Raw genomic sequence first — 24577 nt, forward strand, 5'->3', positions numbered from 1 at the left:
TTAACCCCGATTCGCTTAACGGGAGGTTGAGAGGAGAACAGGAATGACACGACCGGAACTCGAATCCCTGAAGGACGCCCTGCGGGAGGCCGCCCGGCCATGCCCGCTCGGCCGGATCACGGCGCTCTCGCCCGGGCGCGCGGTCGTGTCGGGGCTGCCCGCCGCCTTGGGCGACGGCGTCGAGGTCGTCGGCGGCGGCCTTCGAGGCGAGGTGGTCGGGATGGACGAGGGGGCCGCCACCGTCCTTCTCGACGGCGAGGGCGAGGGGCTGGCTCCGGGCGCGGGCGTCGTCCTGCGCCCGGGCGGGCGGCTCGGCGCGGGGCCGGACTGGCTCGGACGGACGGTCGATCCCGCGGGCGCACCGCTGGACGGGCTTCCGGCGCCCGCGCCTCGGCGGGCCGCGCCGGCCGCCACGGGGCCGCGTGGCCCCCTGGGCGGGCGGCTGCGGACGGGCCTCGCAGCCTTCGACGCGTTCCTCCCCCTGTGCCTGGGGCAGCGCATCGGCCTTTTCGCCGGCGCGGGCGTGGGCAAGTCGACGCTTCTGACCGCCCTCGCGCGGGATGTGGCGGCCGACTGCGTCGTCATCGCCCTGGTCGGCGAGCGCGAGCACGAGATCGCGGGCCTCCGCCGGGCCCTCGCCGAGGCGGGGGCGCGCGCGCTGATCGTGGCCGCCCCCGCCGACGCGCCCCCGCTGCTGCGCCGCCGCGCGCCCTTCGCCGCCATGGAGGCGGCCGAGGCCCTCTCTGCGGAAGGGCGCGACGTCCTCTTCCTCTGCGACAGCGTCACCCGTCTCGCCGAGGCCGAGCGCGAGGTCGCGATCGCCGCCGGCGCCCCCCTCGGGCCGGGCGGCCACGCGCCGTGGACCCCCCGGCGCCTGACCACGCTGGCGGAGCGGGCGGGGCCCGGCCGGGGCGAGGGGGGCGCGATAACGGCGGTGCTGTCGGTCCTCGTGCCGGGCGAGGACATGGCCGATCCCGTGGCGGACGTCCTGCGTGGCGTGTTGGACGGGCATGTCGTGCTGTCGCGCGCCATAGCGGAGAGGGGCCGCTTTCCCGCAATCGACCTGCTCCGGTCGCTGTCGCGCGCGCTGCCGGGCTGCGCCGCGCCCGACGAGCGGCCGATCATCGCCGAAGGGCGTCGCCGCGCCGCTGCCCGCGAGGAGGTCGAGCTGATGGTGCGCTCCGGCCTCTACGAGGCGGGGGCGGATGCGGCGACGGACCGCGCCGTTCGCTCGCACGAGGCGCTGGAGGGGTTCCTCTCCTCCGCCTCCCGAGGGCCCGAGGAGGCCGTCGCGCGCCTCGCGGCGCTGCTGGCGGAGACGGCGGCGCCCTAGGCGAGGCCGGAGAGGATGGAAAGCGCGACCGCGCCCGGGGCCGTGGGCGATGGCCCCGACAGGGCTGCGCCGCGCACCAGGAACCGCTCCGCCAGGGCGTCCCGTGCGCCTGCTTCCGCGAAGCGGGAGAGGTCGTCGGTTCCGAGGGCCCGCCGGGCGGCTTGTCCGAAGATCTCGCGCTGGCGATCGACGTCGAGCGTGCCGACCGAGGCGGGAAGGCCCAGCGCCCCCTCGAACACCGCGCGCAGCGGGGGCGTTCCGAGGACGGTGAACCACTTGCCCTCGTTCGACAGCGACCGCCCGGCCAGATCGGTCAGCTCGCGCTCCATCGAGAGGGCCAGGCGGATGTCCGGGTGGGTCCCGCCGATGGCGGCTTCGAAGGCTTGGGCCTCGTAGCGGGCGCGAATCGCTGCGACCTGCTCCGGATCGCGGGTGCGCGGGACGGCGCCGTCGAAGCCGAACCCTTCGGCGAGGGCCCGGTAGCGTCCGTCGCCCATGCGGTTGGCCAACGCGCCCGGCGCGCCCGCGCCTTCCGCGAGGATCCTATCCACGAAGGCGCGGTTGTCCGCGTCCTGCGCGAGGCCGAACGCCGTCAGCGCGACGATTCGGACCTGGCGGTCGCCCGTGATCGCGGCGGACGTCCATGCGGCGGGGGCGACGCGTTCGAAGGCGTCTGCCGGGCGGGCGACGGCGGGCGAGGCGGCGTGCGCCGCGCGCATCGTCCCGCCGGCGCCCTGCAGGAACCGCCAGCCGGCGAGGCCGCCGGCCGGCAGGACGGGGGCGAAGCTCATGGCGGGCGGCCCCTCGGATCAGGCCGCGGCGGGCGCGGCGGCGGGGGAAAGCCCCTCGAGCACGGCGCGGTTGACCGTGATCAGCCCTTCCGGCCCCCGCTCGCGCCGTAAGACGGCAGCGCCCTCGCGCTGGACGAAGGCGGCGAGCCAGACGATCCGGGATCGTAGGTCCGCCGGCAGCCCGTTCGCCGCGCCCGCGGCATCCGTGGCGAGCGCCGTCCAGAGGCGCCGGTTGTCGTGCACGGCGGCGGCGAGCGCGGGCACGGGCCCCTCCGCCGCGGCCGTGAGCGCCCGCGTGACGCGGGCGAAGGCGGCGCGCTCGGCATCGCGGGGCGCGCGGGCGATGCCCGTTCCGGCCCCGTAGCCGCCGATGGCGCGATCTCGTTCTTGGGTCATGGTTCGGCCCCTGTATGGTCAGGGGGCCGGGCGCTGGCCCGGCCCCTTTGGGATCAGCGGAACAGCGACAGGATCGACTGCGGCGCCTGGTTGGCGATCGACAGCGCCTGCACGCCGAGCTGCTGCTGCACCTGCAGCGCCTGCAGCCGCGCGGAGGCCTCTTCCATGTCGGCGTCCACCAGGCTGCCGATCCCGGCGGTCAGACTGTCGGTGAGCGAGCCGATGAAGCTCGCCTGGGTCTCGATCCGGCCCTGCGCCGATCCGAACTCCGCCGCGGCGGAGATGGAGCTGTCGATCAGCGTCTCGATGGTGCCGAGGGCGGCGTCGGCGCCGGCATTGGTCGTGACGTCGATGTTCTCGAGGCCGAAGAGCCCGCCCGAGGCATCGCCCCCGTCCTCGCCCGTGGCCGCCAGCCCGAGGTCGGCGCCGGCGTTGTCGATCTTCAGCGTCCAGGCGCCGTCCGACTGGACCGCGCGGGTGGTGACGCCTTCGATCCCGCCGCCGCCGATGGCGGTCTGCAGCCCGCGGATCACGTCCTCGGCCGTCTCGCCCTTGCCGGCGACGTAGTCGTAGTCCGTGCCGCCGAGGGTGACGCGGTAGCTGTCGCCGTCGTTCACCGGCGCGGAGGCCGAGAAGGTCACGCTCTCGGCCCGCTCGGAGAGCGTGGCGGAGGCGCCGCCATCGGCGGTCAGCGCCGCCGCGCCGCCGGAGGCCGCCACCGAGACGCCGACGTCCTCGAAGGCGCGGGTGGAGGTCACGACGACGTCGCCGCCGTCGATCGTCGCGCTGATCCCCTCGAGGCCGAGCCCGTTGATCGCCTGCGAGATCGCCGCTTCGGTGTCCGCGTCGCTGCCGGCCGCGGCGACGGTCACCGTGCTCTTGCCAAGGGTGATCGAGTAGGAGCCGCCCGCCGCGTCCGTCGCCGAGAGCGTGACGGTGCTGCCGGCCGAGCCGACCGTTCCGGCCCCCGCGGTCAGGTTGCCCGCCAGGCTGTTCCCGCCCCCGCCGTAGCGGCCGACCTCCGTCGAGAGGTCCTGCCTGTTCACCGTGATGTTGCTCGCCGTCACCGAGCCGTCGCCTGCCCGGTCGAGCGAGGACAGGACGTTCACGTCCTCCGTCCCCGACAGCAGGTTCAGGCCGTTGAACTGGGCCGCGCCGACGACCGCCTTGATCTGGTCGGTCAACGCGTCGATGTCGTTCTGAATCTTCCCGCGATCGACGTTCTCCTCCTGGGAGGCGACGATCTTGCCCTTGATCTCGGTCAGCAGGTCGGTGACCGTCTCGGCCCCGTTGCGAGCCACCGCGACCGTCGATTCGCCCAGACTGAGGCTTTCGGAGATGGCCTTGAAGCCGGCCACGTCGCTTTCCATGACCTTCGAGATGGCCCAGACGGCGGCGTTGTCCTTCGCACTCTCCACCGACTTGCCGGTGGCGATCTGGGACTGGGCGTCGGCCAGCTTCGCGTTGGTCGATTTCAGGGTCTGAAGCGCGGTCATCGCGCCCGTGTTCGTGAGGATGCTCGACATGCTTTCGCTCGTCCTTTCCTGGCCGGCGCTCGGTCCGGCCTGCTGTCGCGGATCGTCGTCCGCGCTGGGGCCGCAGGGGCGGCATGAGGGCGAGCCTGCATCGACGGACGTTACCAAGTGGTGAAGCGCGGCGCCGCGCGGGCGGGGCATTCGCCTCGCATTCGAGGCAATCGGCGGGCATCCCGTCAGCGGCCGGCCCGCATGGCGCGCGCGTGGCCGTCCGCCGCGTAGATCCGCAGGCCCTGCGCCCGCGCGCGCCGCTCGGCGACCGCGGAGAGGACGCCCGCGAGGAGCGTGCGGTTCCTCGCCGCCGCGGCACGCAGGCGGGGGTCGCCGCCGCCGGCCGCCGCCGTGGCGACGAGGGCCTCGACCTCCGGCATGAGGGCGGCCACCCCCGCGAGGTCCCCCCGCAGGAGCGCGTCGCGCTGGCGGAGGAGGATGCGCTCACCGGTCATGGGAGCGCGCCATCAAGCCGTCGAGGATCGATTCGGCCAAGCCGATCCCCCCCGCCTCCACCATCGCCTCGGCCTGCATCCGGGTGCGGAACGACATCATCTGGTCGGCGCCCGCGGATGCCCCTTCCTCGATGCCGGAATGGCGGAGCATCTCCGCCAGGAAGCTCGCTTCGAGCGCCTCGGCCACGAGGCGCAGGCGTTCCGGCGGGGCGTGGATCGCGGCGGGGGATACGGGTTCGATCATGGGGACCTCCTCTTCGGGGGCCTGTATCGGAGCGAGACGTGAACAAATTCTAAACCTTTGGGGTGCACGATCGGCGCATGAACCCGATTCTCCCCCTGCCGCCCCCCTCGGGTGCCGTGCCCCGAGGCGCCCCCCCCGCGGCTGGAGGCGCGACCTCGGAACCGGGCGCGGACGCCTTCGCGGAACTTGTGGAAGGGGGCGCCGAATCTGGCGCCTCCGTCCCCTCTTCGGACGCGGGCGACGCGGCTAAGGCCGGGGAGGGCGGGGCAGGAGGGGGCGGTGGGATGCCCGCCGCTCCGGCTCCAACTCGCGTTCCGGGCGGCGACGCCGAACCCCGCTCCGAGGGCGAAGCGCCCATTGCGCGAAGTGGCGCGGCGAGCGGCGCGCCCGCGGTTCGGCCCGACCCCCCTGCAGCCGGCGGGGGGGTTGCGTCCCTTGAGGTCGCCCCATGCCGCGGGATGCCCGTCCGGAACGGGGGGGCCGCCGCCGGTCCGGGTCCGAGCGAGGCGGCCGCCGTGCCCCCCGAGGCCGCGCGAGGCGCCGCGGCCGCCGAAGGCCGCACCCGGGCCCCGCGGTCCGGGCCCTTCGCCCAGGCGCCGCGGCCGTCCGGCCCGGAAGAGATACGCGTTCGCGGAGCGGCGCCGCCCGTTCCCGGCACGGAAGGCGCCGGAGCCGCCGCCCCGCCGGAGCCGGCCCGGGGCGACGGCCTTCGGGTCGTCGTACCCGACGCGGGCGCACCTATCGACCTTTCCGCGCGCCGGGCCGTGGCCGAAGCCGTGGTCCGCCTGAACGCCCTGGGCGGAGGGGTGACGGAGCTGCGCCTCGATCCGCCGGAGCTGGGGCAGTTGCGCCTCAGCGTCGCTCCGGCGGAGAACGGCGTCGCGGTCACCGTCGCGGCGGATCGGCCCGAGACCCTCGAGCTCTTCCGGCGCCATGGGGATCAGCTGCTGCATCTCCTCCAGCGCGAGACCGGGGGGGAGGCCACGCTCGACTTCGGGGGAAGCGCACGCGAGCGCGCGCCGCCGTTCCCGCCGGACGCAGCGGAGGGCCCGGCCCCGCCTGGCGAGGCGGCGCGGCCGGCCCCGTCCCCCATGCGGCTGATCGACCTTGCAGGCGGCGGGCTGGACCTGCGTCTCTGACCTCGAAGGAACACTGGCATGACCGATATCCCCCCCCTCTCCATCGCTGCCCGAGGCGGTCCGGCCATCGCGCCCGGCGGGCGTGCGGACCCGTCGGACTTCGCGACGTTCCTGACCATGCTGACGGCGCAGATGAAGCACCAGGATCCGCTCAACCCTGTGGAGAGCACGGATTTCGCGACCCAGCTCGCGACCTTCTCGGGGGTCGAGCAGGCAGTCCGGACCAACGAGCTTCTCGAGCGGATGGGCTCCTCCGGCGCCCTGGGCGATCCCAGCGGGTGGCTCGGAAGGCAGGCGCCGATCGCCGGGCCGGTCGAGGTGGACGGCACGGCCCTCACGCTGCGCCTGCCCGCTGCGATCGACGCCGAGATCGTGGTACGGGACGGGGGCGGCGCGACTCTCGCGCGCGAAGGAGCTCCGCAGGGGGGCGGCTCGGTGGATTGGGTGCCCATGGCGGGCGGCGCGCCGCTGCCCGCGGGGCGCTACACGCTCACCCTCGAGGGGACGTCCTCGGACGGTGCGGCATTCGCCCGCCCCGTCGAGGTATTCCGCACCGTCGCCGAGGTCGAGGCCGCCCCCACCGGCGCGGTGGTCGTCGCCGCGGACGGCACCCGCCGCCCCGCCGCCGAGATCGAGGCCCTGCGCGCGCCCTAGAGGAGCGCGGCGAGTAGAAGGGCGCCTGCCAGCAGCCCGACGGCCGCCCCGCCCGCCGCCGCCACGAAGACGATCGCGGCCGGCGCGGCGTTCTCGACCCGCACGGAGGGGGTCACGCGGCGGTCGCGGGCGGCGATCAGCGCGCTCTCGGCGATCTCGGGCAGGACGGGGCCGAACCGCGACAGCACCCGCGCCGTCCGCACGAGGTCGCGCGCCAGCGCCCTGGGTCCGACATAGCGGGTGACGTATGCCTGGACCTCGGGCTGCGCGACCTTCCATATGTTGATCTGCGGGTTCAGCGAGCGGGCGACCCCCTCGACCACGACCATGGTGCGCTGCAGGAGGATCAGCTCGGTCCGGGTCTCCATGCCGAACCGCTCCGTCACCTCGAAGAGATAGGAGAGGAGCCGGCCCATGGAGATGCGGCTCGCGTCCATGCCGAAGATCGGCTCGCCCACCGAGCGCAGGGCCTGGGCGAACTCGTCGACGTCGCGGTCGGGGGGGACGTAGCCCGCCTCGAAGTGGACCTCGGCCACCCGGCGGTAGTCGCGGCGGATGAAGCCGAACAGAATCTCGGCGTAGACCCGGCGCGTGTACTCGTCGATGCGGCCCATGATGCCGAAATCGTAGGCCACGAGGGCCCCATCCGGCGCGATCTTGAGGTTCCCGTGGTGCATGTCGGCATGGAAGTAGCCGTCGCGCAGCGCGTGGTTCAGGAAGAGGCGCAGCACCCGCTCGCCCAGGGCGTAGCGGTCGTGGCCCGCCGCCTCGATCGCCATCACGTCGCCGGCCGAGATCCCGTCGACCCAGCCCTGCGTCATCACCCGCCGGCCGGAGAGGAACCAGTGCACGGTGGGCAGGCGGAAGCCATCGTCGTCCTTCGTCACCTCGGCGTACTCGGCGCCGGCGGCCACCTCTAGGCGCAGGTCCAGCTCACCTTGGACGACGCCGTCGAAATGCTCGATCACGTCCATGGGGCGCAGGCGGCGGGCCTGGGGGGCGAGAAGGTCGATGATGCGCGCGGCGAGGTAGAAGGCGTCCACGTCGCGCCGGAACGCCCGCTCGATCCCCGGGCGCAGGACCTTCACCGCGACGGCCTCGCCCGTCTCGCGCAGGCGTGCCTTGTGGACCTGCGCGATCGAGGCGGCGGCGACGGGTTCGGAGAACTCGGAGAAGATGGCGTCGACGGGCTGCTCCAGCTCCTCCTCGACCATGCGCAGGGCCTCGCGCACGGGGAAGGGCGGCAGCTTGTCCTGCAGGACGCGCAACTGGGTCGCCAGCTCGTCGCCCACGACGTCGGGGCGGGTCGACATGATCTGGCCGAACTTGATGTAGGCCGGCCCCAGCGCCGTCAGCGCCCGCGTGGCGGGCGGCATCTCCGGGTCGCCCTTGTAGCCGAGGAACGCGAAGGGCCGGCAAAGGCCACGCAGCACCCAGCGGACCGTCGGGGGCGCCCGAAAGGCGTCGAGGATCACGGGCATCGCGCCCGTCCGCTCCAGGGTGGCGCCCGTGCGGATCAGCCGGACGATGTTGTGCGGTCCCCTCAGAGCTTCCACCCCGAATGGAGCGCCGCGATCCCCTGGGAGAGGTTGCGGTACCTGACCTGCGCGAACCCCGCGTCGCGGATCATGGAGGCGAACCGTTCCTGGTCGGGAAAGTTGCGGATCGATTCGACGAGGTACTGGTAGCTGTCGCGGTCCCTCGCGACGACCTGCCCCATCCGGGGGATCACGTTGAACGAGTAGAGGTCGTAGAGCCGCTGCAGGAGCGGGTTGGGAAGCTGGCTGAACTCCAGCACCATCAGCCTGCCGCCGGGCTTCAGGACGCGGAACGCCTCACGCAGGGCGTCCTCTGGGCGGGTCACGTTCCGGATCCCGAACGAGATCGTGTAGCGATCGAAGCCCGCGTCCTCGAAGGGCAGCGACATCGCGTCGCCCACCACCCAGTCCAGCCGGTCGGCGAGCGCCTCGGCCTCGGCCCGGCGCCGACCCGCCTCGAGCATGGGCGCGGTCAGGTCGCAGACCACGGCCGACGCGCCTGGCGCGCGCCGGAGGAAGCGGAACGCCACGTCGCCCGTGCCGCCCGCCACGTCGAGCAGGCGCTGGCCGTCCCGCGGGGCCAGCCAGTCCATCATGGCGTCCTTCCAGAGCCGGTGGACGCCGCCCGACATCACGTCGTTCATCACGTCGTAGCGCGAGGCGACTGAGCTGAAGACCCCCTCGACCATGCCGGCCTTCTCGTCCTCGGGCACGGTGCGCGCGCCGAAATGGGTGGTCCGTCCGTCTTCCGCCATGTTCGTGCCCCGCTTCCATCCGTCGTGGCGATATAGCCCTCGGCCCCGGGACACAAAGGGAGAGCGCCCGCACGGTGCCGGCGGGTCGCGCTGGCCGGGCCGGCAACGCGGGGCCCCGCCGGGGACGCGATCGCGGCGGCGGCCCTTCGGCGCCCCGCCATCGTCCGGCATCGCGTGGCGGGGACGGGTGGGCCGGGCTGCGGATCGCCGCGTCCTTCGGCGGCACCGCGGCGCGGGACCCCGCGGGCCTCGTTGCGATCGGGCCGGACCGCGCCTACATGCTGCGCCTCTTCGAGGATCGGCGGCGGGCAGGCATCCCCGCACCCGTTCCCGACGCCGACGGCCTCCGCGCACGCTGGAGGCGCACCTGAACGGATGGTCCATGCCCGAACTTCCCGAGGTCGAGACGGTCCGCCGTGGCCTGATCCCCGCGATGGAGGGGCGGCGGATCGAGCGGGCGGAGGTGCGCCGCCCCGACCTGCGATGGCCGCTGCCGGAACGGCTGACCGAGCGGCTGACGGGCGCGCGGGTCGACCGGCTGCGCCGGCGGTCCAAATACGTGCTGGCCGACCTGGACACGGGCGAGACGCTGCTGGTCCATCTGGGCATGTCGGGGCGCATGACGGTCAGCGGCCTGAAGCTCGGCGCCTTCGTCCATGACCACCCCCCGAGGGAGAAGCACGACCATGTCGTCCTCGGTATGGAGGGCGGGGCGCGGGTCACCTTCAACGACGCGCGGCGGTTCGGCTTCATGGACCTGATGCGGACGGACGGGGCGGAGGCGCACCCCCTTCTGGCAGGGCTGGGGCCGGAGCCCCTGGGCAACGGCTTCTCCGGCCCGGTGCTGGCGGACGCGTTGGCCGGCCGGCGCACGCCGATCAAGGCCGCGCTCCTCGACCAGCGCGTGGTGGCGGGCCTCGGCAACATCTACGTCTGCGAGGCGCTGCACCGCGCCGGCATCTCGCCCCGGCGGCAGGCGCGCAACCTGTCGCGCGCGCGGGCCGGGGCGCTGGTCCCGGTCATCCGCGAGGTGCTGGCGGAGGCGATCGAGGCGGGCGGCTCCTCGCTGCGCGACCACCGCCAGGCCAGCGGCGAGCTCGGCTACTTCCAGCACGCCTTCCGGGCCTACGGACGCGAGGGGGGCGCCTGCCCGAACGGCTGCGGCCGGACGATCCGGCGCATCGTGCAAGCGGGCCGCTCGACCTTCTACTGCCCGGCCTGCCAGCGCTGACGGGTTGATCCCCCGCGCCGGCAGGCTAACCCTTCGCCCCTGCCGCAACCGGGGAGATGGGGCGATGGCCTACAAGACGATCACCGTCGAGGTGGAGGACCACGTCGCCACCATCCGGCTGGACCGGCCGGACGCGCTGAACGCGCTGAACGCCGCCCTGATGGGCGAGCTGGCGCAGGCGCTGGGAGAGGCGGACGCCAACGACAAGGTGCGCTGCGTCCTCCTGACGGGCTCGGAGAAGGCGTTCGCGGCCGGCGCGGACGTGAAGGAGATGGCCGAGAAGGGCTTTGCGGACGTCTTCAAGGGCGATATGTTCGGCGCCGAGGTCCGCGCGATCCTCGCGATCCGCAAGCCCATCGTGGCGGCCGTCTCGGGCTACTGCCTCGGCGGCGGGTGCGAGCTGGCGATGCTGTGCGACGTGGTCATCGCGGGCGACGACGCCAAGTTCGGCCAGCCCGAGATCACGCTGGGGATCATCGCGGGGCTCGGGGGCACGCAGCGGCTGCCGCGCGCCGTGGGCAAGGCCAAGGCGATGGACATGCACCTGACGGGTCGCTTCATGACGGCCGAGGAGGCCGAGCGCGCCAACCTCGTTTCCCGCGTGGTTCCCGCGAAGGACCTGGCGCGCGAGGCGCGGGCCGTCGCCGGCAAGATCGCCGACCGCTCGCTCCTGGCGGCGATGGCCGCCAAGGAGGCCGTCAACCGCGCCTTCGAGACGACCTTGGCCGAGGGCGTCCTCTTCGAGCGGCGGCTCTTCCAGTCCCTCTTCGCCACCGAGGACCAGAAGGAGGGGATGGCCGCGTTCCTCGAGAAGCGCGAGCCGCAGTTCCGCGACCGATAGGGTGGGTTGCGCGGGCATCGCCCCGCCGCTATCTGCCGTGCCATCATGCGCGTGAGGCCCGCCAAGGCCGGAGGTCCGGTTCGGAACCCGGATGCCCGAGGGGTTTCCCGCGCGTTCAGATCAGCGCCCCCCGCGGGCCCCGAAAGGACCGGATCGACATGGCCAACTCCCCTCAGGCGAAGAAGCGCGCCCGCCAGAACGAGAAGCGCTACGCCATAAACAAGGCGCGCCGCTCGCGCATCCGCACGCAGCTGCGGAAGGTCGAGGAGGCGATCGCCTCCGGCGACCGATCCGCCGCCGCCGAGGCGCTGAAGGCGGCCCAGCCCGAGCTGATGCGCGGCGTCACGAAGGGCGTGATCCACAAGAACACCGCCGCCCGCAAGATGTCCCGTCTTTCCGGCCGGGTGAAGGCCCTGTCCTGAGGGCCGGACACCGGGACATGGAGAGCGGGAGGGCGCCTTCGGGCGCCCTCTCTCATGGCGGGTTCCAGGCACTCCGGGGGTGTGCTGCGGGCGCGCCACACGCCTTCCAGGCGATTGTAGCCGGGATTCAACGCGGTTCGCGATTCCGTTTCCGATTCCGTGTTGTCAACCGTGAAGATGCGTTGCGACTCGCCCTGGCGGCGGCCTAGCGTGGCTTCCAGATCGTAGAATGCTTGGGGGCTGGCGCGGGCCGGTTTCCTGGGGAAAGCAAGGGCTTGCCGCTCGGCGGCGTGCTTCCAGGCCGGTGAGGGCCCCACCCCGGACATACCGCGCCATCGGCCGCGCCTGGGGAGGTGTCGGTCGTTCCTTCGGACGCCGGATCGCGTGCTTCGTGCCGCCTCCGCCGCGTCCGGGGGATGCCTTTCGCCCGCCGACGCCAGGCCCTGCGCCGGCAGTCGGACCCGCCCCGGCGGGAAGAGGATGCGCGAGGCCCCCTGCCAGGGGTCGCCGCATGGGCCCCGCGCTCGACCGGTCGAGGGGAAGGGGGCGTGCCCGCGGGGCCCGCCGCGAGAGCACTGGGGAGAGCGCACGCGATGGAAGCGACATTCTGGGAGACGGTCCGCGGCGGATTGCGGGAAGCGGTGGGGGCCGCCAACTTCCGCAACTGGATCGAGCCGATGGGCCTTGCCCGGATCGAGGAAGGGGTCGCCACCCTCTCCGCGCCGACCACCTTCCTCGGCAACTACGTGCTGACCAACTTCGGCGAGGAGATCCGCCGCCAGATCGCCCGCGCCGGTGGCGCGGCGGACCGCCTCGGCTTCGAGGTCGCCGGCCCGTCCGCGGCCCCGGCCGCCGCATCCGCCGGGGCCGCCGTGGCGGGGGGAGAGGTCGCGCCGCGACGGGCCGCCGCATCCGCCGAGGCACCCGGGGCGGTCGACGCGCCGCTCAACCGGGGCCTGACCTTCGACAGCTTCGTCGTGGGCAAGGCCAACGCCCTCGCCCACGCGGCCGCGCGGCGCGTTGCCGCAGGTCCCGCCACCGGGTTCAACCCGCTCTTCCTCCATTCCTCCGTCGGCCTGGGAAAGACGCACCTGATGCAGGCCATCGCCTGGGAGCTGCGCGCCGCCCGGCCCGAGACGAAGGTCCTCTACGTCACCGCCGAGAAGTTCATGTACACGTTCATCCAAGCGCTGCAGCAGCGCGACGTGATGAGCTTCAAGGGCCTCTTCCGCTCGGTCGACGTCCTGATGGTGGACGACATCCAGTTCATCGCCGGAAAGGACTCGACCCAGGAGGAGTTCTTCCACACCTTCAACGAGCTCGTCGGCATGGGCCGTCAGGTCGTGCTCTCGGCGGACCGCTCGCCCGGGGAGATCGCGAAGCTCGACGACCGGATCGCCAGCCGCCTCGCCTGCGGCCTCGTCGTGGACATCCATCCCGCCGACTACGAGCTGCGCCTGTCGATCTTGCGCGCCAAGTCCGAGGCCCGCTGCGACGACCTCGGGATCGAGATGGCGGACGGCGTGACCGAGTTCCTGGCCCAGCGTATCCCCGGCAATGTCCGCGAGCTGGAGGGCGCCCTGAACCGCCTCTTCGCCCATGCCGACCTGATGAGCCGTCCGATCGACCTCGAGCTGACGCAGCAGGCCCTCGTGGACGTCCTGCGGGCGAGCGAGCGGAAGGTCTCGCTCGAGGAGATCCAGAGGAAGGTCGCGGAGCACTACTCGATCCGCCTTTCCGACCTGATCGGGCCCAAGCGCGTGCGCACCATCGCGCGGCCGCGCCAGGTGGCGATGTACCTCGCCAAGACGCTCACGCACCGGTCCCTGCCCGAGATAGGGCGGTCCTTCGGGGGGCGCGACCACACCACGATCATGCACGGCGTCCGCCGCATCGAGGAACTGCAGCAGATCGACGCCCGCATCGCCGAGGACGTCGAGCACCTGCGCCGCCTTCTCGAAGCCTGAGCGCAACGGAAGGCCGCGAAGGGGCAGAATCCCCTTGCGCGGCCCGGCGCCCGCGATAGCCTCCGCCGTCCGAGACAGGGGAGACGGGTCCATGAAGATCACCATCGAGCGCGCCGAGCTTCTGGCGGCCGTGGGCCATGCGCAGTCCGTCGTCGAGCGGCGCAACACCATCCCCATCCTCGCCAACGTCCTGATCTCCGCCGACGAGTCGAACGCGACCTTCCGCGCCACGGACCTCGACGTCGAAGTGGTCGATCGCGCGAACGCGGTGGTCGAGCGGGCGGGCGCCACCACCGTGAACGCCGTCACCCTGCACGAGATCGTCCGCAAGCTGCCCGACGGCTCGACCGTCTCGCTGACCGAGGATGGCGCGTCGGGCCGCCTCTCCGTCAGCGCGGGCCGCTCCAACTTCTCGCTCGCGACCCTCCCCAAGGAGGACTTTCCCGAGATGGCGAGCCAGGACTACCAGTCGGAGTTCTCGCTGCCCGCCGGCGCCTTGAAGCGCCTCTTCGACAAGTCCGAGTTCGCGATCTCGACGGAGGAGACGCGCTACTACCTCAACGGGGTGTACCTCCACGTGGCCGACGCGAACGGCAAGGTGCTGCGCGCCGTGGCGACGGACGGGCACCGCCTCGCCCGGATCGACGCCGAGCTGCCCATGGGCGCCGAGGACATGCCGGGCGTGATCGTGCCCCGCAAGACGGTGCGCGAGCTGAAGAAGCTCCTCGCGGACGAGGAGGCGGTGATCGGCGTCGCCGTGTCGGACACGAAGATCCGCTTCCGGGCCGAGAGGCTGACCCTCACGTCGAAGGTCATCGACGGCTCCTTTCCGGATTATACCCGCGTCATCCCCACCGCGAACAGCAAGACGCTGGAGGTGGACGCCAAGGACTTCTCGCGCGCCGTGGGGCTGGTCGCGACCGTGTCGTCGGAGCGCTCGCGCGCGGTGAAGATGAAGCTCGACGAGGACCGGCTGGTCCTTTCGGTGAACGCCCCCGACGCGGGTCAGGCCGAGGACGAGCTGGCCGTGGCCTATGACGACGAGCCGCTCGAGATCGGGTTCAACGCCAAGTACCTGGAGGAGATCGCCGCCCAGGTCGACCGCGAGAACGCCGTCTTCCTCTTCAACTCGCCCGGCGATCCCGCGCTCGTGCGCGAGGGCGGGGACGAGACGGCCGTCTACGTCGTGATGCCCATGCGGGTGTGATCCTCCGCCACGCGCAAGGTCTCGCGAGGAACGGATTCACCTCCGCGCCCCGAGACCCTAGATCGGGGGCATGGCCCTCGCGATCGAGACCCTGACCCTGTCGCATTTCCGCTCGCACCGGGCGGCGGAGCTGTCGGTCGGGCCGGGGCCGGTGGCGATCCACGGCCCGAACGGATCGGGCAAGACCAACGTGCTGGAGGCGGTCAGCCTCCTCTCCCCCGGGCGGGGCCTGCGCCGGGCCGGCCCGGGGGAGATCGCGCGCCGCCCCGAAGGCGTCGGCTGGCGCGTCGGCGCCGTGGTGGGCCGTCATGGCGACCGGCACGCGATCGACACCCGTGCCGAGCCGGGCGCGACCCGGACCGTTCGGGTGGACGACAAGGCCGTCCCGCAGGTGGCCCTGGGCCGCATCGCGCGCATCGTCTGGCTGGTGCCCGCGATGGACCGCCTCTGGACGGAAGGGGCCGAGGGGCGGCGGCGGTTCCTCGACCGGATCGCCCTCTCCTTCGAGCCGACGCACGCGGAGGCCGCGCTGGCCTACGAGAAGGCGATGCGCGAGCGGAACCGCCTTCTGAAGGACGGCGCCGACGATCCCGCCTGGTACGCCGCGCTCGAACGGCAGATGGCCCGGTCCGGCGCCGCCGTACAGGACAACCGCCTCCATGCCGTCCGGCGCCTGACCGAGGCGCAGGCGGGGGCCGTCACGGCCTTTCCCGCCGCCGGCCTGTCGCTGACCGGCGACGACCCGCCGGGCGAGGAGGCGCTCGCCGCGGCGTTCCGAAACGGACGCCGGACGGACATGTACGCGGGCCGTACCCTCGCCGGGCCGCACCGCGCGGACCTCGCCGCCCTCTGGGCCGAGAAGGGGGTCGAGGCGCGCCTGGCCTCCACGGGCGAGCAGAAGGCCCTCCTCCTGTCGCTGGTGCTCGCCAATGCCCGCGCCCTCGCCGAGGACCTGGGCACGCCGCCGATCCTCCTTCTCGACGAGGTGGCCGCCCATCTCGACGCCGGCCGCCGCGCCGCCCTCTACGCCGAGATCGAGGCGCTGGGCGCGCAGGCCTGGATGACCGGCACCGGTGCCGAGCTCTTCGAGGCGCTGAGGGAGGGGGCGACCCGCGTCGCCGCCTCCGAGGACGGCGGCGCCAGCCTCCTCCGGGCGGCGTGACCGGGCCCCGCCGCATCGTCTGCCTCTCCGAGGAGACGGTCGAGACGCTGTACCTCCTGGGCGAGGAGGACCGAATCGCGGGCGTCACGGGCTATGCCGTCCGCCCGCCGCGGGTGCGGCGCGAGAAGCCCCGCGTCGGCGCCTTCGAGACGGCGGACGTGCCGAAGATCCTCGCCCTTCGGCCCGACCTCGTCCTCCTGTTCTCGGACGTGCAGGCGGACCTCGCCGCCGCCCTGATGCGCGCGGGCGTCGCCGTGCACGGGTTCAACCAGCGGGACGTCGCGGGCATCCTCGGGATGGTCCGCACCGTCGGCGCCTTGGTCAACGCGCCCGAACGGGCCGAGGCCCTCGTCGCGGACCTGTCCGCAGGCCTGGCCCCCGCGCCCCCCGGCCCGAGCGTCTACTTCGAGGAGTGGGACGAGCCCATGATCACGGGCATCGGCTGGGTGTCCGAACTGATCGCCGTCGCGGGCGGCGTGGACGTCTTCGCGGGTCGCGCGCACCCCAGGGCCGAAGGGCGCGTCGTCACGTCCCGCGAGGTGATCGAGGCCGCGCCCGACGTGATCCTCGCCTCCTGGTGCGGCCGCAAGGTGCGCCCCGGGACCATCGCCCGCCGCCCTGGCTGGGACGGGATCCCGGCCGTCCGCGACGGGCGCGTCCACGAGATCAAGTCGCCCCTGATCCTCTCTCCGGGACCGGCGGCGCTGACCGACGGGCTGGCGGCGATCCGGGCTGCCCTCGGCCCCCCGCATCCCGTGCCGCGCGGGTGACAACCCACTCGCGAATCCCTATATCCCAATCAACTTCCGAAAGGTTTTCCACCATGGCCGAAGACGCCGCAGCGCCGATCGAGTACGGCGCCGATTCCATCAAGGTCCTCAAGGGGCTGGAGGCCGTGCGCAAGCGGCCCGGAATGTATATCGGCGACACCGACGACGGCTCCGGCCTGCACCACATGGTCTACGAGGTCGTCGACAACGGCATCGACGAGGCGCTGGCCGGCCATGCCGACCGCGTGACGGTCACGATCCACGACGATTCCAGCGTCTCGGTCTCCGACAACGGCCGCGGCATCCCCGTCGGCATCCACGAGGGGGAGGGGGTCTCGGCCGCCGAGGTCATCATGACCCAGCTCCACGCGGGCGGGAAGTTCGACCAGAACTCCTACAAGGTGTCGGGCGGCCTGCACGGGGTCGGGGTCAGCGTCGTGAACGCCCTCTCCGACTGGCTGGAGCTGCGCATCTGGCGCGACGGCCACGAGCACGTCGCCCGGTTCGAGCATGGCGACACGGTCCGGCACCTGGAGGTCATGGGCGACACCGACCGCACCGGCACCGAGGTGCGGTTCATGGCGTCGACGGACACTTTCAGCGACCTGAACTACTCCTACAAGACGCTCGAGAACCGCCTGCGCGAGCTGGCGTTCCTCAATTCCGGCGTGCGGATCGTCCTGCGCGACGAGCGTCCGGCCGACCCCCTGGAGGTCGAGCTGCACTACGATGGCGGCGTGAAGGAGTTCGTGCGCCATCTCGACCGCTCGAAGCATGCCATGCTGCCCGAGCCCATCCATATCGAGGGCGAGCGGGACGGCATCGGCGTCGAGATCGCGATGTGGTGGAACGACAGCTACAACGAGATGGTCCTGCCCTTCACCAACAACATCCCCCAGCGCGACGGGGGCACGCACCTCGCGGGCTTCCGGGGGGCGCTGACGCGGACCCTGACCCGCTATGCCGGGGCCAACGGGTTCGCCAGGAAGGAGAAGATCGCCTTCACCGGCGACGATGCGCGCGAGGGGCTGACCTGCGTGCTCTCCGTCAAGGTGCCGGACCCGAAGTTCTCCTCGCAGACCAAGGACAAGCTCGTGTCCTCCGAGGTGCGGCCGGCGGTCGAGGGTCTCGTGAACGAGAAGCTCTCCGAGTGGTTTGAGGAGCATCCCGCCGAGGCGAAGGTGATCGTCGGCAAGATCGTCGAGGCCGCCATGGCCCGCGAGGCGGCGCGCAAGGCGCGCGAGCTGACGCGCAAGAAGGCGACGTCCGACGTGGCGAACCTTCCCGGCAAGCTCGCCGAGTGCCAGGAGAAGGATCCCGCCCTGCGCGAGCTCTTCATCGTCGAGGGGGACAGCGCCGGCGGTTCGGCCAAGCAGGGGCGCGCCCGCTCCAACCAGGCGGTGCTGCCGCTGAAGGGCAAGATCCTGAACGTCGAGCGGGCGCGCTTCGACCGGATGCTCTCCTCCCAGGAGATCGGGACGCTGATCACCGCGCTCGGCACGGGGATCGGCCGGGACGAGTTCGACCTCGGCAAGCTGCGCTACCACAAGATCGTCATCATGACCGATGCCGACGTGGACGGCGCGCATATCCGCACGCTCCTGCTGACCTTCTTCTACCGCCAGATGCCCGAGCTGATCGAGCGGGGGCACCTCTTCATCGCGCAGCCGCCGCTCTACAAGGTCAGCCGCGGCAAGTCCGAGGTCTACCTGAAGGACCAGCCCGCGCTGGAGGATTACCTGATCGCCCAGGGGATCGAAGGCACCGCCCTCCGGCTGGAGGGCGGCGAGGAGATCGTCGGCCAGGATCTCGCACGCGTCGTGGCCGAGGCGCGCGACGCCCGGCGCGCGGTCGAGTCCTTCCCCACCCACTACCCCCGCCGCATCCTCGAGCAGGCGGCGATCGCGGGGGCCTTCGTCGCCGGCGCCGCGGAGGACCTGCAGGGAACGGCGGACCGGGTCGCGGCGCGACTCGACGAGGTCGCGCTGGAATACGAGCGCGGCTGGCAGGGACGCCCGACCCAGGATCGCGGCATCCGCCTGACCCGCACCCTGCGTGGTGTGGAGGAGGCGCGTACCCTGGACGGGGCCATCCTGGTCGGTCCCGAGGCACGGCGCCTGGGCGCCATGACGGACGCGCTGCGCGAGGTCTACGCGGGATGGGCGAGGCTCGTCCGCAAGGATCGGGAGACGCCCGTCAACGGGCCGCTCACCTTGCTCGACGCGATCCTCGAGGAAGGCGAGAAGGGGCTCCAGCTTCAGCGCTACAAGGGCCTCGGCGAGATGAACCCCGGCCAGCTCTGGGAGACGACGCTGGACCCGGAGGCGCGCACGCTCCTCCAGGTGCGGGTGGAGGACATGGCCGAGGCCGACGACGTGTTCACCAAGCTGATGGGCGACGTGGTCGAGCCCCGGCGAGAGTTCATCCAAGCCAACGCCCTATCGGTCGAGAACCTGGACGCCTGAGCCCGCGGAAGGGGGTCAGCTCCCCTTGTTCAGAAGGCCGTACTTCCGGAGCTTCACATAGAGGGACTGGCGCGAGAGGCCCAGCATCTCGGCCGCGGCGACGCGGTTGTTGCCCGTCAGGTCCACGGCCGTCTCGATGCACATCTTCTCGACCACGTCGGTCGTGTCGGCGACGATCTCCCGGAGGGGGGCGTTGCCGACGAGGCCGGCGACCGACGCGGCGTCGTCCTCGCCCATCGCCGGGCCGCCCCGTTCGGCCCGCGCGACGTCCCGCAGCACGAAGCCGAAGGCCGGCCCCTCTCCGTCGAGGGCGGTGGCCGAGATCTCCACCGGGGTCTCGCGGCCCGTCTGCGCGAGAAGCCGCGTCGCGAAGCCGCGCACTGCTCCGCCGCGCCCCGCCCCGTCGAGGAGCACCTTCAGGTCGGTCTGCCCGCGCCCCAGGTGCCCGGCGAGCGAGCGGCCGCGGATTTCCGCAGCGCCGGAGGCGTCGATCAGGGCGAGGAAACCGTCCGACGCCTCGACCACGATTCCGCGCGCGTCGGTCAGGACGAACCCCTCGGGGGCCGCGCGCCACAGCGCGCGCAGCGATCCCGTGAGACGGTCGCGCGGGGGCGCTGCCTCCTCCGGGGAGAGCACGGCGAGGAGGAGGCGCTCCCCCCCGGCGCGGAAGGACGTCGCGCGGACCTCGACCGAGCGCTCGCCGCTCAGGCTCGCCCGGACGCCCATGCCCTCGGACGCGGAGAGCGCACTGGCGGTCACGCCCCCCATCACGTCGGACAGAGCGGCGCCCTGCAGCTCCTCCCTCGGGGTGCCGATGAGGGTGGCGGCCGCGGGGTTCAGGTCCTCGATCCGGCCCGTGCCCTCCGCGAGGATCAGGATCGGATCGCCCACCTGCGAGAGGAGGACGCGGAACCTCGTGTCCAGGGACTGCAGCCGCTCGTACTCCCGCTCGACGGCGACCTGCGCCTCGACGAGGCGGGACTGGAGCTCGGCGATCGGTCCGAGATCGCGCCCCGCCAGGAGCGCGCCGCCCTCCGGCAGCGGATGGAAGCCATAGCGAACGCACAGCTGCCCGCCCCCGCGCAAGGGGTGGTTCATCTCGGCCGGTGCGGGCGCCTTGCCCGCCTTCAGCGCGGCCAGCGCCTCCTCCAGCTTGGGCACGCTCTCACGGGTGAGGGCGTCGCGCAGGTCGAGGCCGCGCCAGCTCTCGGCCTCCCGGAGCCCCGAGGAGGCGGTGACGCCCATCACGCGGCCTTCTTCGTCGATCACGAGGATGAGGTCCGCGACGGATGCGAGCACCTCGCCCAGCCGGTCCGGCGACAGGAGGGGTAGGCCATCCTGGTGCCAGGATTCGCCCCCCTTCACCGCATCCAGCCCTTCGGAAGCGGCAGCGGGATCGGCTCGGCGGAGATCAGCCCGCATCGGCGCGCCGCCTCGACGATGTTGGTCCCGGCATGATCAACCCCCAGCGTGGCGAGCGCGGCCGCCTCCCCGCCCTCGACGGCGCTTCCGCCCGCGACGATGGACGCCCCGGGCGCGGCTGCTCGCAGCGACCTAATGAATCTGGTCTCGGACTCAAGATCCGTGCCGCAGGGCAGCGAGAGGGCGATCATCCCGAAGCGCCCGTGCCGCACGAGCTCCAGCGTCTCGATGTCGGGCCGCCCCAGCGCGGCGACCGTCCCGACGCCCGCGCGCCGCAACTGCGAGGCGGCGACCGCCGCGCCCAGGGCGTGCTGCCGTCCCTTGCGCAGGACGACGATGGCGCTCGGGGCGTTCGGTCCGCCGAAATCGGGGCGCGGCTTCTCGAGCGGCCTGATCAGAGACTGAAGGCGCATGCAGCCCACGGTGACGGCCGCGAAGGAGCTTCGGTCCCTGCACCAGTCCTCGCCCAAGGCGCGTGCGGCCGCCGGTATGGCATGGTCGAGGATGGCGCTCGCCGTCACGCCTTCGGCGAGGAGGTCGGAAGCGGTCCGGCCGATCGCGCGGGGGTCGGGCGAGGCGGCCGCGACGAGGAGCCGCCCGGCGACGATCCTGTCGGTGCGCCTGCGGGCCCTCCCCGCGAGGATCGGGATCACGCCCCGCGCAAGGGCCTCCGCTCCGTTCCGGGCGCGCGGATTGTCTGTCGACAGGGCTTGGTCATCCAGCATGTCGGAGCCTTCCGATGCCCGTCCCGCAGGAACCTGCCGGGATGGCGGGCGGGCGCGGCACCCTTCGCAGGTTACGCATGCCCGCCTCACTGTCAACTCAAGCTTACAGACAACCGTCCGCCGACCGGAACGGTATGGTGTCAAGTCAGATTGACACATCCTCTATCGCGTATACGATGCCAGCCATGACGGCCGGAAGAATCCCTGCAAGAACCCCTCCGCTCGGTCCCGTGCCGTGCCCCGCGCCTCCGCTCTACACCCCGGAGGAGCGGCGCCGCCGCGACGCGAGCGCCTGGACCGTGGTGCAAGGCGTGCTCGCCCCGTTGCAGTTCGCCGCGTTCCTCGTGTCCCTGGCGCTGATGGCGCGCTGGTATGCGGGCGCGGGCGCCTTCGGCCCCGCCGCCTGGTCCGTGGTCGCGAAGACCGCGCTCCTGCTGACGATCATGGTCACCGGCTCGATCTGGGAGAAGGAGGTGTTCGGCCGGTGGCTCTTCGCGCCGGCCTTCTTCTGGGAGGACGTCGTCAGCATGGGCGTGATCGCGCTGCACCTCCTCTACCTCGCCGCCTTCCTCGGCGGCCTCCTTGCGCCGGGCCCGCTCATGGCGCTGGCCCTCGCGGCCTATGCGGCCTACGCGGTCAACTTCGTCCAGTTCGTCTGGAAGCTGCGTCTCGCGCGCTGCTCGGCGGTGCCGGCGTGAGCCTTATCGCCGCCCCCATCCTGCGCGAGCGCGGCCAGCGCGAGGTGTTCTGCGGGCTGACCTCGATCGTCTGGCTGCACCGCAAGATGCCGGACGCTTTCTTCCTCGTCGTGGGCTCGCGCACCTGTGCGCACCTGTTGCAGTCCGCCGCCGGGGTGATGATCTTCGCCGAGCCGCGGTTCGGCACCTGCATCCTGGAGGAGGGCGACCTCGCCGGGCTGAAGGACGCGAACGAGGAGCTCGACCGCGAGGTGGCGCGCCTGCTCGCGCGGCGGCCGGACATCCGCCAGCTCTTCCTCGTGGGATCCTGCCCGTCGGAGGTGATCAAGCTGGACCTGGCGAAGGCGGCCGAGCGGCTGGACGGGTCCAATCCGGACGTGCGGGTGCTGAACTACTCCGGCTCGGGGATCGAGACGACCTTCACGGAGGGCGAGGACGCCTGCCTCGCCGCCATGGTGCCGGGGCTCGAGCGGACGGAACGGCGGCAGCTCCTGGTCGCTGGGGCGCTTCCGGACGCGGTCGAGGACGAGATGCGGCGCCTTCTCGGGGGCCTCGGGATCGAGCCGGTGGTCCTGCCGGGTGGGCGGGCCGGGGCGCATCCGGCCGTGGGCCCCGGGACGGCGTTCGCCCTGGCCCAGCCATTCCTGGCCGAGACGCACGACGCTTTGGTGCGGCGCGGCGCCCGCCATCTTCCCGCGCCCTTCCCCTTCGGCGAGGAGGGCACGACCCTCTGGCTGCGCGCCGTCGCGGAGGCGTTCGGCGTGGACGAGGCGCTGTTCGACGCGGTGACGGCCGCCCCCCGCGCCCGCGCCCGCCGCGCGGTTGCCCAGGCCGCCGAGGCGCTGCGGGGCCGGCGCGTGTTCCTCTTCCCCGATTCGCAGCTGGAGATCCCGCTGGGGCGGTTCCTCGTGCGGGAATGCGGGATGGAGGCGGTCGAGATCGCCTCTCCCTACGTGCACCGCGGCATCCACGGGCCCGACCTCGACCTGATCCCGGAAGGGCCGGTGCTGGCCGAGGGGCAGGACGTGGACGCCCAGCTGGCCCGCGCGCGCGGCGCGCGCGCCGACCTGACGGTCTGCGGCCTCGGCCTCGCCAACCCCCTGGAGGCGGAGGGGCTGACGACGAAGTGGGCGATCGAGCTCGTGTTCAGCCCCGTGCACTTCTACGAGCAGGCGGGCGATCTGGCCGGCCTCTTCTCGCGGCCCCTGCGGCGGCGGGCCGCGCTTCGCGGCCTGCACCCCAACGTCCGGCTGGAGGCGGCCGAATGAAGCTGGCCATGTGGACATACGAGGGCCCGCCGCACGTGGGCGCGATGCGGGTCGCCACGGGGATGCGGGGGCTGCACTACGTCCTGCACGCGCCCCAGGGCGACACCTATGCCGACCTCCTCTTCACCATGATCGAGCGGCGGGGAGAGCGCCCGCCCGTCACCTACACGACCTTCCAGGCGCAGGACCTCGGGGCGGACACGGCGACGCTCTTCAAGGACGCCGCCCGCGTGGCCTACGAGCGGCACCGCCCAGAGGCGATGATCGTCGGCGCCTCCTGCACGGCCGAGCTGATCCAGGACGATCCCGGCGGGCTCGCGGCCGCGCTGGACCTGCCCGTCCCCGTGATCCCGCTGGAACTGCCCTCCTACCAGCGCAAGGAGAACTTCGGCGCGGACGAGACGTTCTACCGCATCGTCCGGGCGCTGGCCGCCCCGTGCGAGCGGACGGCGCAGGCCTCCTGCAACCTCCTCGGCCCCACGGGGCTGGGGTTCCGCCACCGCGACGACGCGGAGGAGATCTGCGCGCTGCTGGAGGGGCTGGGCATCGCGGTGAACGTCGTGGCGCCCATGGGCGCGTCGCCCTCGGACGTGGCCCGGCTGCCGGCGGCCCATTTCAACGTCCTGATGTATCCCGAGACCGCCGAGGCCGCCGCCCGCTACCTCGAGAAGGAGCACGGCCAGCCCTTCACCCGGACCGTGCCGATCGGGGTGGACGCCACGCGGGGCTTCCTCGCGGAGGTCGCGGGGATCACCGGCCTCGCCCTGCAGGCGGACGAATCCCGCCTGCGCCTGCCCTGGTGGTCGGCCTCGGTCGATTCGACCTATCTGACGGGCAAGCGCGTGTTCGTCTTCGGCGACGCCACGCATGCCATGGCGGCGGCCCGGGTCGCCCGGGACGAGATGGGGTTCGAGGTCTGCGGCCTCGGCTGCTACAACCGCGAATACGCCCGCCCCCTGCGCGCCCTGGCCGGCGAGATGGGCGTGGAGGCCCTCGTCACCGACGACCACCTGGAGGTCGAGGCCGCCATCGAGGCCGCCGCGCCCGAGCTGATCCTCGGCACCCAGATGGAGCGGCACGTGGGCAAGCGCCTCGGCGTCGCGACGGCGGTGATCTCCGCCCCCGTCCACGTGCAGGACTTCCCCGCCCGCCACTCGCCCCTGATGGGGCACGAAGGGGCGAACGTCCTCTTCGACACGCTGGTGCACCCCCTTGTCATGGGGCTGGAGGACCACCTCCTCCACATGTTCCGGGGCGACTTCGAGTTCAGCGACGAGGCCGGCCCCAGCCATCACGGCGCTACCTCGACGGTCCCGGAACGCCCCGGCGACCTCCGTGCGGCCCCCCCCGCACAGCCCGGCGCCGAGGCCGCCGCCGCCGGCGGGAGCACCCGCCTGGAGGTCGTCTGGCTGCCGGACGCGGAGGACGAGTTGAGGAAGATCCCCTTCTTCGTGCGGGGCAAGGCGCGGCGGAATACGGAAGGCTTCGCCCAGGAGCGCGGGATCGCCCGGATCGACCGCGAGACGCTCTACGAGGCGAAGGCCCACTTTGCTCGATAGCGGCCGCCA

General features: G+C 72.8%; 23 protein-coding genes. 14 read left to right on the forward strand and 9 right to left on the reverse strand.

The genetic code is table 11. The annotated features are described in order from the left end of the window. Window positions 1-43 precede the first annotated feature (43 nt). Entirely contained in the window at window positions 44-1333 is a 1290-nt protein-coding gene (gene fliI, locus BCF33_RS10225; protein WP_106160828.1) for a flagellum-specific ATP synthase FliI, read from the forward strand. Here fliI and BCF33_RS10230 read toward each other — a convergent pair. The 5 genes from BCF33_RS10230 to BCF33_RS10250 form a co-directional block, all read right to left on the reverse strand. Beyond that, window positions 1330-2124 carry a DUF1217 domain-containing protein gene (locus BCF33_RS10230; RefSeq protein WP_106160829.1) on the reverse strand — a complete coding sequence of 265 codons (795 nt, stop codon included), beginning with the start codon at window positions 2122-2124 and terminating at the stop codon, window positions 1330-1332. The genes fliI and BCF33_RS10230 overlap by 4 nt on opposite strands. Window positions 2125-2142: 18 nt before the next feature. Further along, window positions 2143-2520, reverse strand: coding sequence for a flagellar biosynthesis regulator FlaF (locus tag BCF33_RS10235; protein ID WP_106160830.1), 378 nt, complete (start codon window positions 2518-2520; stop codon window positions 2143-2145). A 53-nt stretch (window positions 2521-2573) separates the two neighbouring features. Then, window positions 2574-4046 carry a flagellin gene (locus BCF33_RS10240; protein ID WP_106160831.1) on the reverse strand — a complete coding sequence of 491 codons (1473 nt, stop codon included), beginning with the start codon at window positions 4044-4046 and terminating at the stop codon, window positions 2574-2576. Window positions 4047-4231: 185 nt separating this feature from the next. Continuing rightward, window positions 4232-4501, reverse strand: coding sequence for a hypothetical protein (locus BCF33_RS10245; protein WP_106160832.1), 270 nt, complete (start codon window positions 4499-4501; stop codon window positions 4232-4234). Further along, window positions 4491-4745, reverse strand: coding sequence for a flagellar biosynthesis protein FlgJ (locus tag BCF33_RS10250; RefSeq protein ID WP_106160833.1), 255 nt, complete (start codon window positions 4743-4745; stop codon window positions 4491-4493). The genes BCF33_RS10245 and BCF33_RS10250 overlap by 11 nt, the downstream gene beginning before the upstream one ends. A gap of 764 nt (window positions 4746-5509) precedes the next feature. Between BCF33_RS10250 and BCF33_RS14080 the strand changes: the two genes are divergently transcribed. Both BCF33_RS14080 and BCF33_RS10260 read left to right on the forward strand, forming a co-directional pair. Further along, a complete protein-coding gene (locus BCF33_RS14080) occupies window positions 5510-5884 on the forward strand; it encodes a flagellar hook-length control protein FliK (protein WP_158259406.1) in 375 nt (124 codons plus the stop codon). An 18-nt stretch (window positions 5885-5902) separates the two neighbouring features. Then, the gene (locus BCF33_RS10260; RefSeq protein WP_106160835.1) at window positions 5903-6538 is read left to right on the forward strand and encodes a flagellar hook capping FlgD N-terminal domain-containing protein; all 636 of its coding nucleotides are present in this window, start codon (window positions 5903-5905) and stop codon (window positions 6536-6538) included. Here BCF33_RS10260 and ubiB read toward each other — a convergent pair. Both ubiB and ubiE read right to left on the reverse strand, forming a co-directional pair. Further along, complete coding sequence (gene ubiB / locus BCF33_RS10265; RefSeq protein ID WP_106161575.1) at window positions 6535-8085, reverse strand: 2-polyprenylphenol 6-hydroxylase; 1551 nt, start codon at window positions 8083-8085, stop codon at window positions 6535-6537. The two genes, BCF33_RS10260 and ubiB, sit on opposite strands and share 4 nt — an antisense overlap. After that, window positions 8082-8831 carry a bifunctional demethylmenaquinone methyltransferase/2-methoxy-6-polyprenyl-1,4-benzoquinol methylase UbiE gene (gene ubiE / locus BCF33_RS10270; RefSeq protein WP_106160836.1) on the reverse strand — a complete coding sequence of 250 codons (750 nt, stop codon included), beginning with the start codon at window positions 8829-8831 and terminating at the stop codon, window positions 8082-8084. Before ubiE ends, ubiB begins: the two co-directional genes overlap by 4 nt. Before the next feature lie 382 nt (window positions 8832-9213). Here ubiE and mutM point away from each other — a divergent pair, with 382 nt between their 5' ends. The 8 genes from mutM to gyrB all read left to right on the forward strand — a co-directional run bounded on the left by mutM (window position 9214) and on the right by gyrB (window position 18896). Continuing rightward, the gene (mutM, locus tag BCF33_RS10280) at window positions 9214-10062 is read left to right on the forward strand and encodes a bifunctional DNA-formamidopyrimidine glycosylase/DNA-(apurinic or apyrimidinic site) lyase (protein ID WP_106160838.1); all 849 of its coding nucleotides are present in this window, start codon (window positions 9214-9216) and stop codon (window positions 10060-10062) included. A 64-nt stretch (window positions 10063-10126) separates the two neighbouring features. Then, the gene (locus tag BCF33_RS10285) at window positions 10127-10903 is read left to right on the forward strand and encodes an enoyl-CoA hydratase-related protein (RefSeq protein ID WP_106160839.1); all 777 of its coding nucleotides are present in this window, start codon (window positions 10127-10129) and stop codon (window positions 10901-10903) included. A 158-nt stretch (window positions 10904-11061) separates the two neighbouring features. Then, window positions 11062-11325, forward strand: coding sequence for a 30S ribosomal protein S20 (gene rpsT, locus BCF33_RS10290; protein ID WP_106160840.1), 264 nt, complete (start codon window positions 11062-11064; stop codon window positions 11323-11325). Between the two features lie 593 nt (window positions 11326-11918). Further along, the gene (gene dnaA, locus BCF33_RS10295) at window positions 11919-13292 is read left to right on the forward strand and encodes a chromosomal replication initiator protein DnaA (protein ID WP_106160841.1); all 1374 of its coding nucleotides are present in this window, start codon (window positions 11919-11921) and stop codon (window positions 13290-13292) included. 91 nt (window positions 13293-13383) lie between these two features. Further along, a complete protein-coding gene (gene dnaN, locus BCF33_RS10300) occupies window positions 13384-14499 on the forward strand; it encodes a DNA polymerase III subunit beta (protein WP_106160842.1) in 1116 nt (371 codons plus the stop codon). 70 nt (window positions 14500-14569) lie between these two features. Then, window positions 14570-15661, forward strand: a complete 1092-nt coding sequence (gene recF / locus BCF33_RS10305) for a DNA replication/repair protein RecF (RefSeq protein ID WP_106160843.1) — start codon at window positions 14570-14572, stop codon at window positions 15659-15661. Continuing rightward, on the forward strand, window positions 15658-16431 hold the full coding sequence (locus tag BCF33_RS10310) for a cobalamin-binding protein (protein WP_106160844.1): 774 nt from the start codon (window positions 15658-15660) through the stop codon (window positions 16429-16431). The genes recF and BCF33_RS10310 overlap by 4 nt, the downstream gene beginning before the upstream one ends. Window positions 16432-16484: 53 nt before the next feature. Continuing rightward, window positions 16485-18896 carry a DNA topoisomerase (ATP-hydrolyzing) subunit B gene (gene gyrB, locus BCF33_RS10315; RefSeq protein ID WP_106160845.1) on the forward strand — a complete coding sequence of 804 codons (2412 nt, stop codon included), beginning with the start codon at window positions 16485-16487 and terminating at the stop codon, window positions 18894-18896. A gap of 15 nt (window positions 18897-18911) precedes the next feature. Here the strand turns inward: gyrB and ppsR are convergent, their stop codons facing one another. Both ppsR and BCF33_RS10325 read right to left on the reverse strand, forming a co-directional pair. Then, the gene (gene ppsR / locus BCF33_RS10320; protein ID WP_106160846.1) at window positions 18912-20318 is read right to left on the reverse strand and encodes a transcriptional regulator PpsR; all 1407 of its coding nucleotides are present in this window, start codon (window positions 20316-20318) and stop codon (window positions 18912-18914) included. Continuing rightward, entirely contained in the window at window positions 20258-21043 is a 786-nt protein-coding gene (locus BCF33_RS10325) for a cobalamin-dependent protein (protein WP_158259407.1), read from the reverse strand. Before BCF33_RS10325 ends, ppsR begins: the two co-directional genes overlap by 61 nt. 185 nt (window positions 21044-21228) lie before the next feature. Between BCF33_RS10325 and bchF the strand changes: the two genes are divergently transcribed. From bchF to bchB, 3 genes are read left to right on the forward strand one after another with little or no spacing between them, the layout of a single operon-like run. Further along, window positions 21229-21741, forward strand: a complete 513-nt coding sequence (bchF, locus tag BCF33_RS10330; RefSeq protein ID WP_106160848.1) for a 2-vinyl bacteriochlorophyllide hydratase — start codon at window positions 21229-21231, stop codon at window positions 21739-21741. Continuing rightward, window positions 21738-23009, forward strand: coding sequence for a ferredoxin:protochlorophyllide reductase (ATP-dependent) subunit N (locus BCF33_RS10335; protein ID WP_245883810.1), 1272 nt, complete (start codon window positions 21738-21740; stop codon window positions 23007-23009). The genes bchF and BCF33_RS10335 overlap by 4 nt, the downstream gene beginning before the upstream one ends. Continuing rightward, window positions 23006-24568, forward strand: a complete 1563-nt coding sequence (bchB, locus tag BCF33_RS10340) for a ferredoxin:protochlorophyllide reductase (ATP-dependent) subunit B (protein ID WP_106160849.1) — start codon at window positions 23006-23008, stop codon at window positions 24566-24568. Before BCF33_RS10335 ends, bchB begins: the two co-directional genes overlap by 4 nt. The last annotated feature ends 9 nt before the right edge of the window (window positions 24569-24577 follow it).

The sequence above is a fragment of the Hasllibacter halocynthiae genome (assembly GCF_003003095.1).
Classification (GTDB): Bacteria; Pseudomonadota; Alphaproteobacteria; order Rhodobacterales; family Rhodobacteraceae; genus Hasllibacter; species Hasllibacter halocynthiae.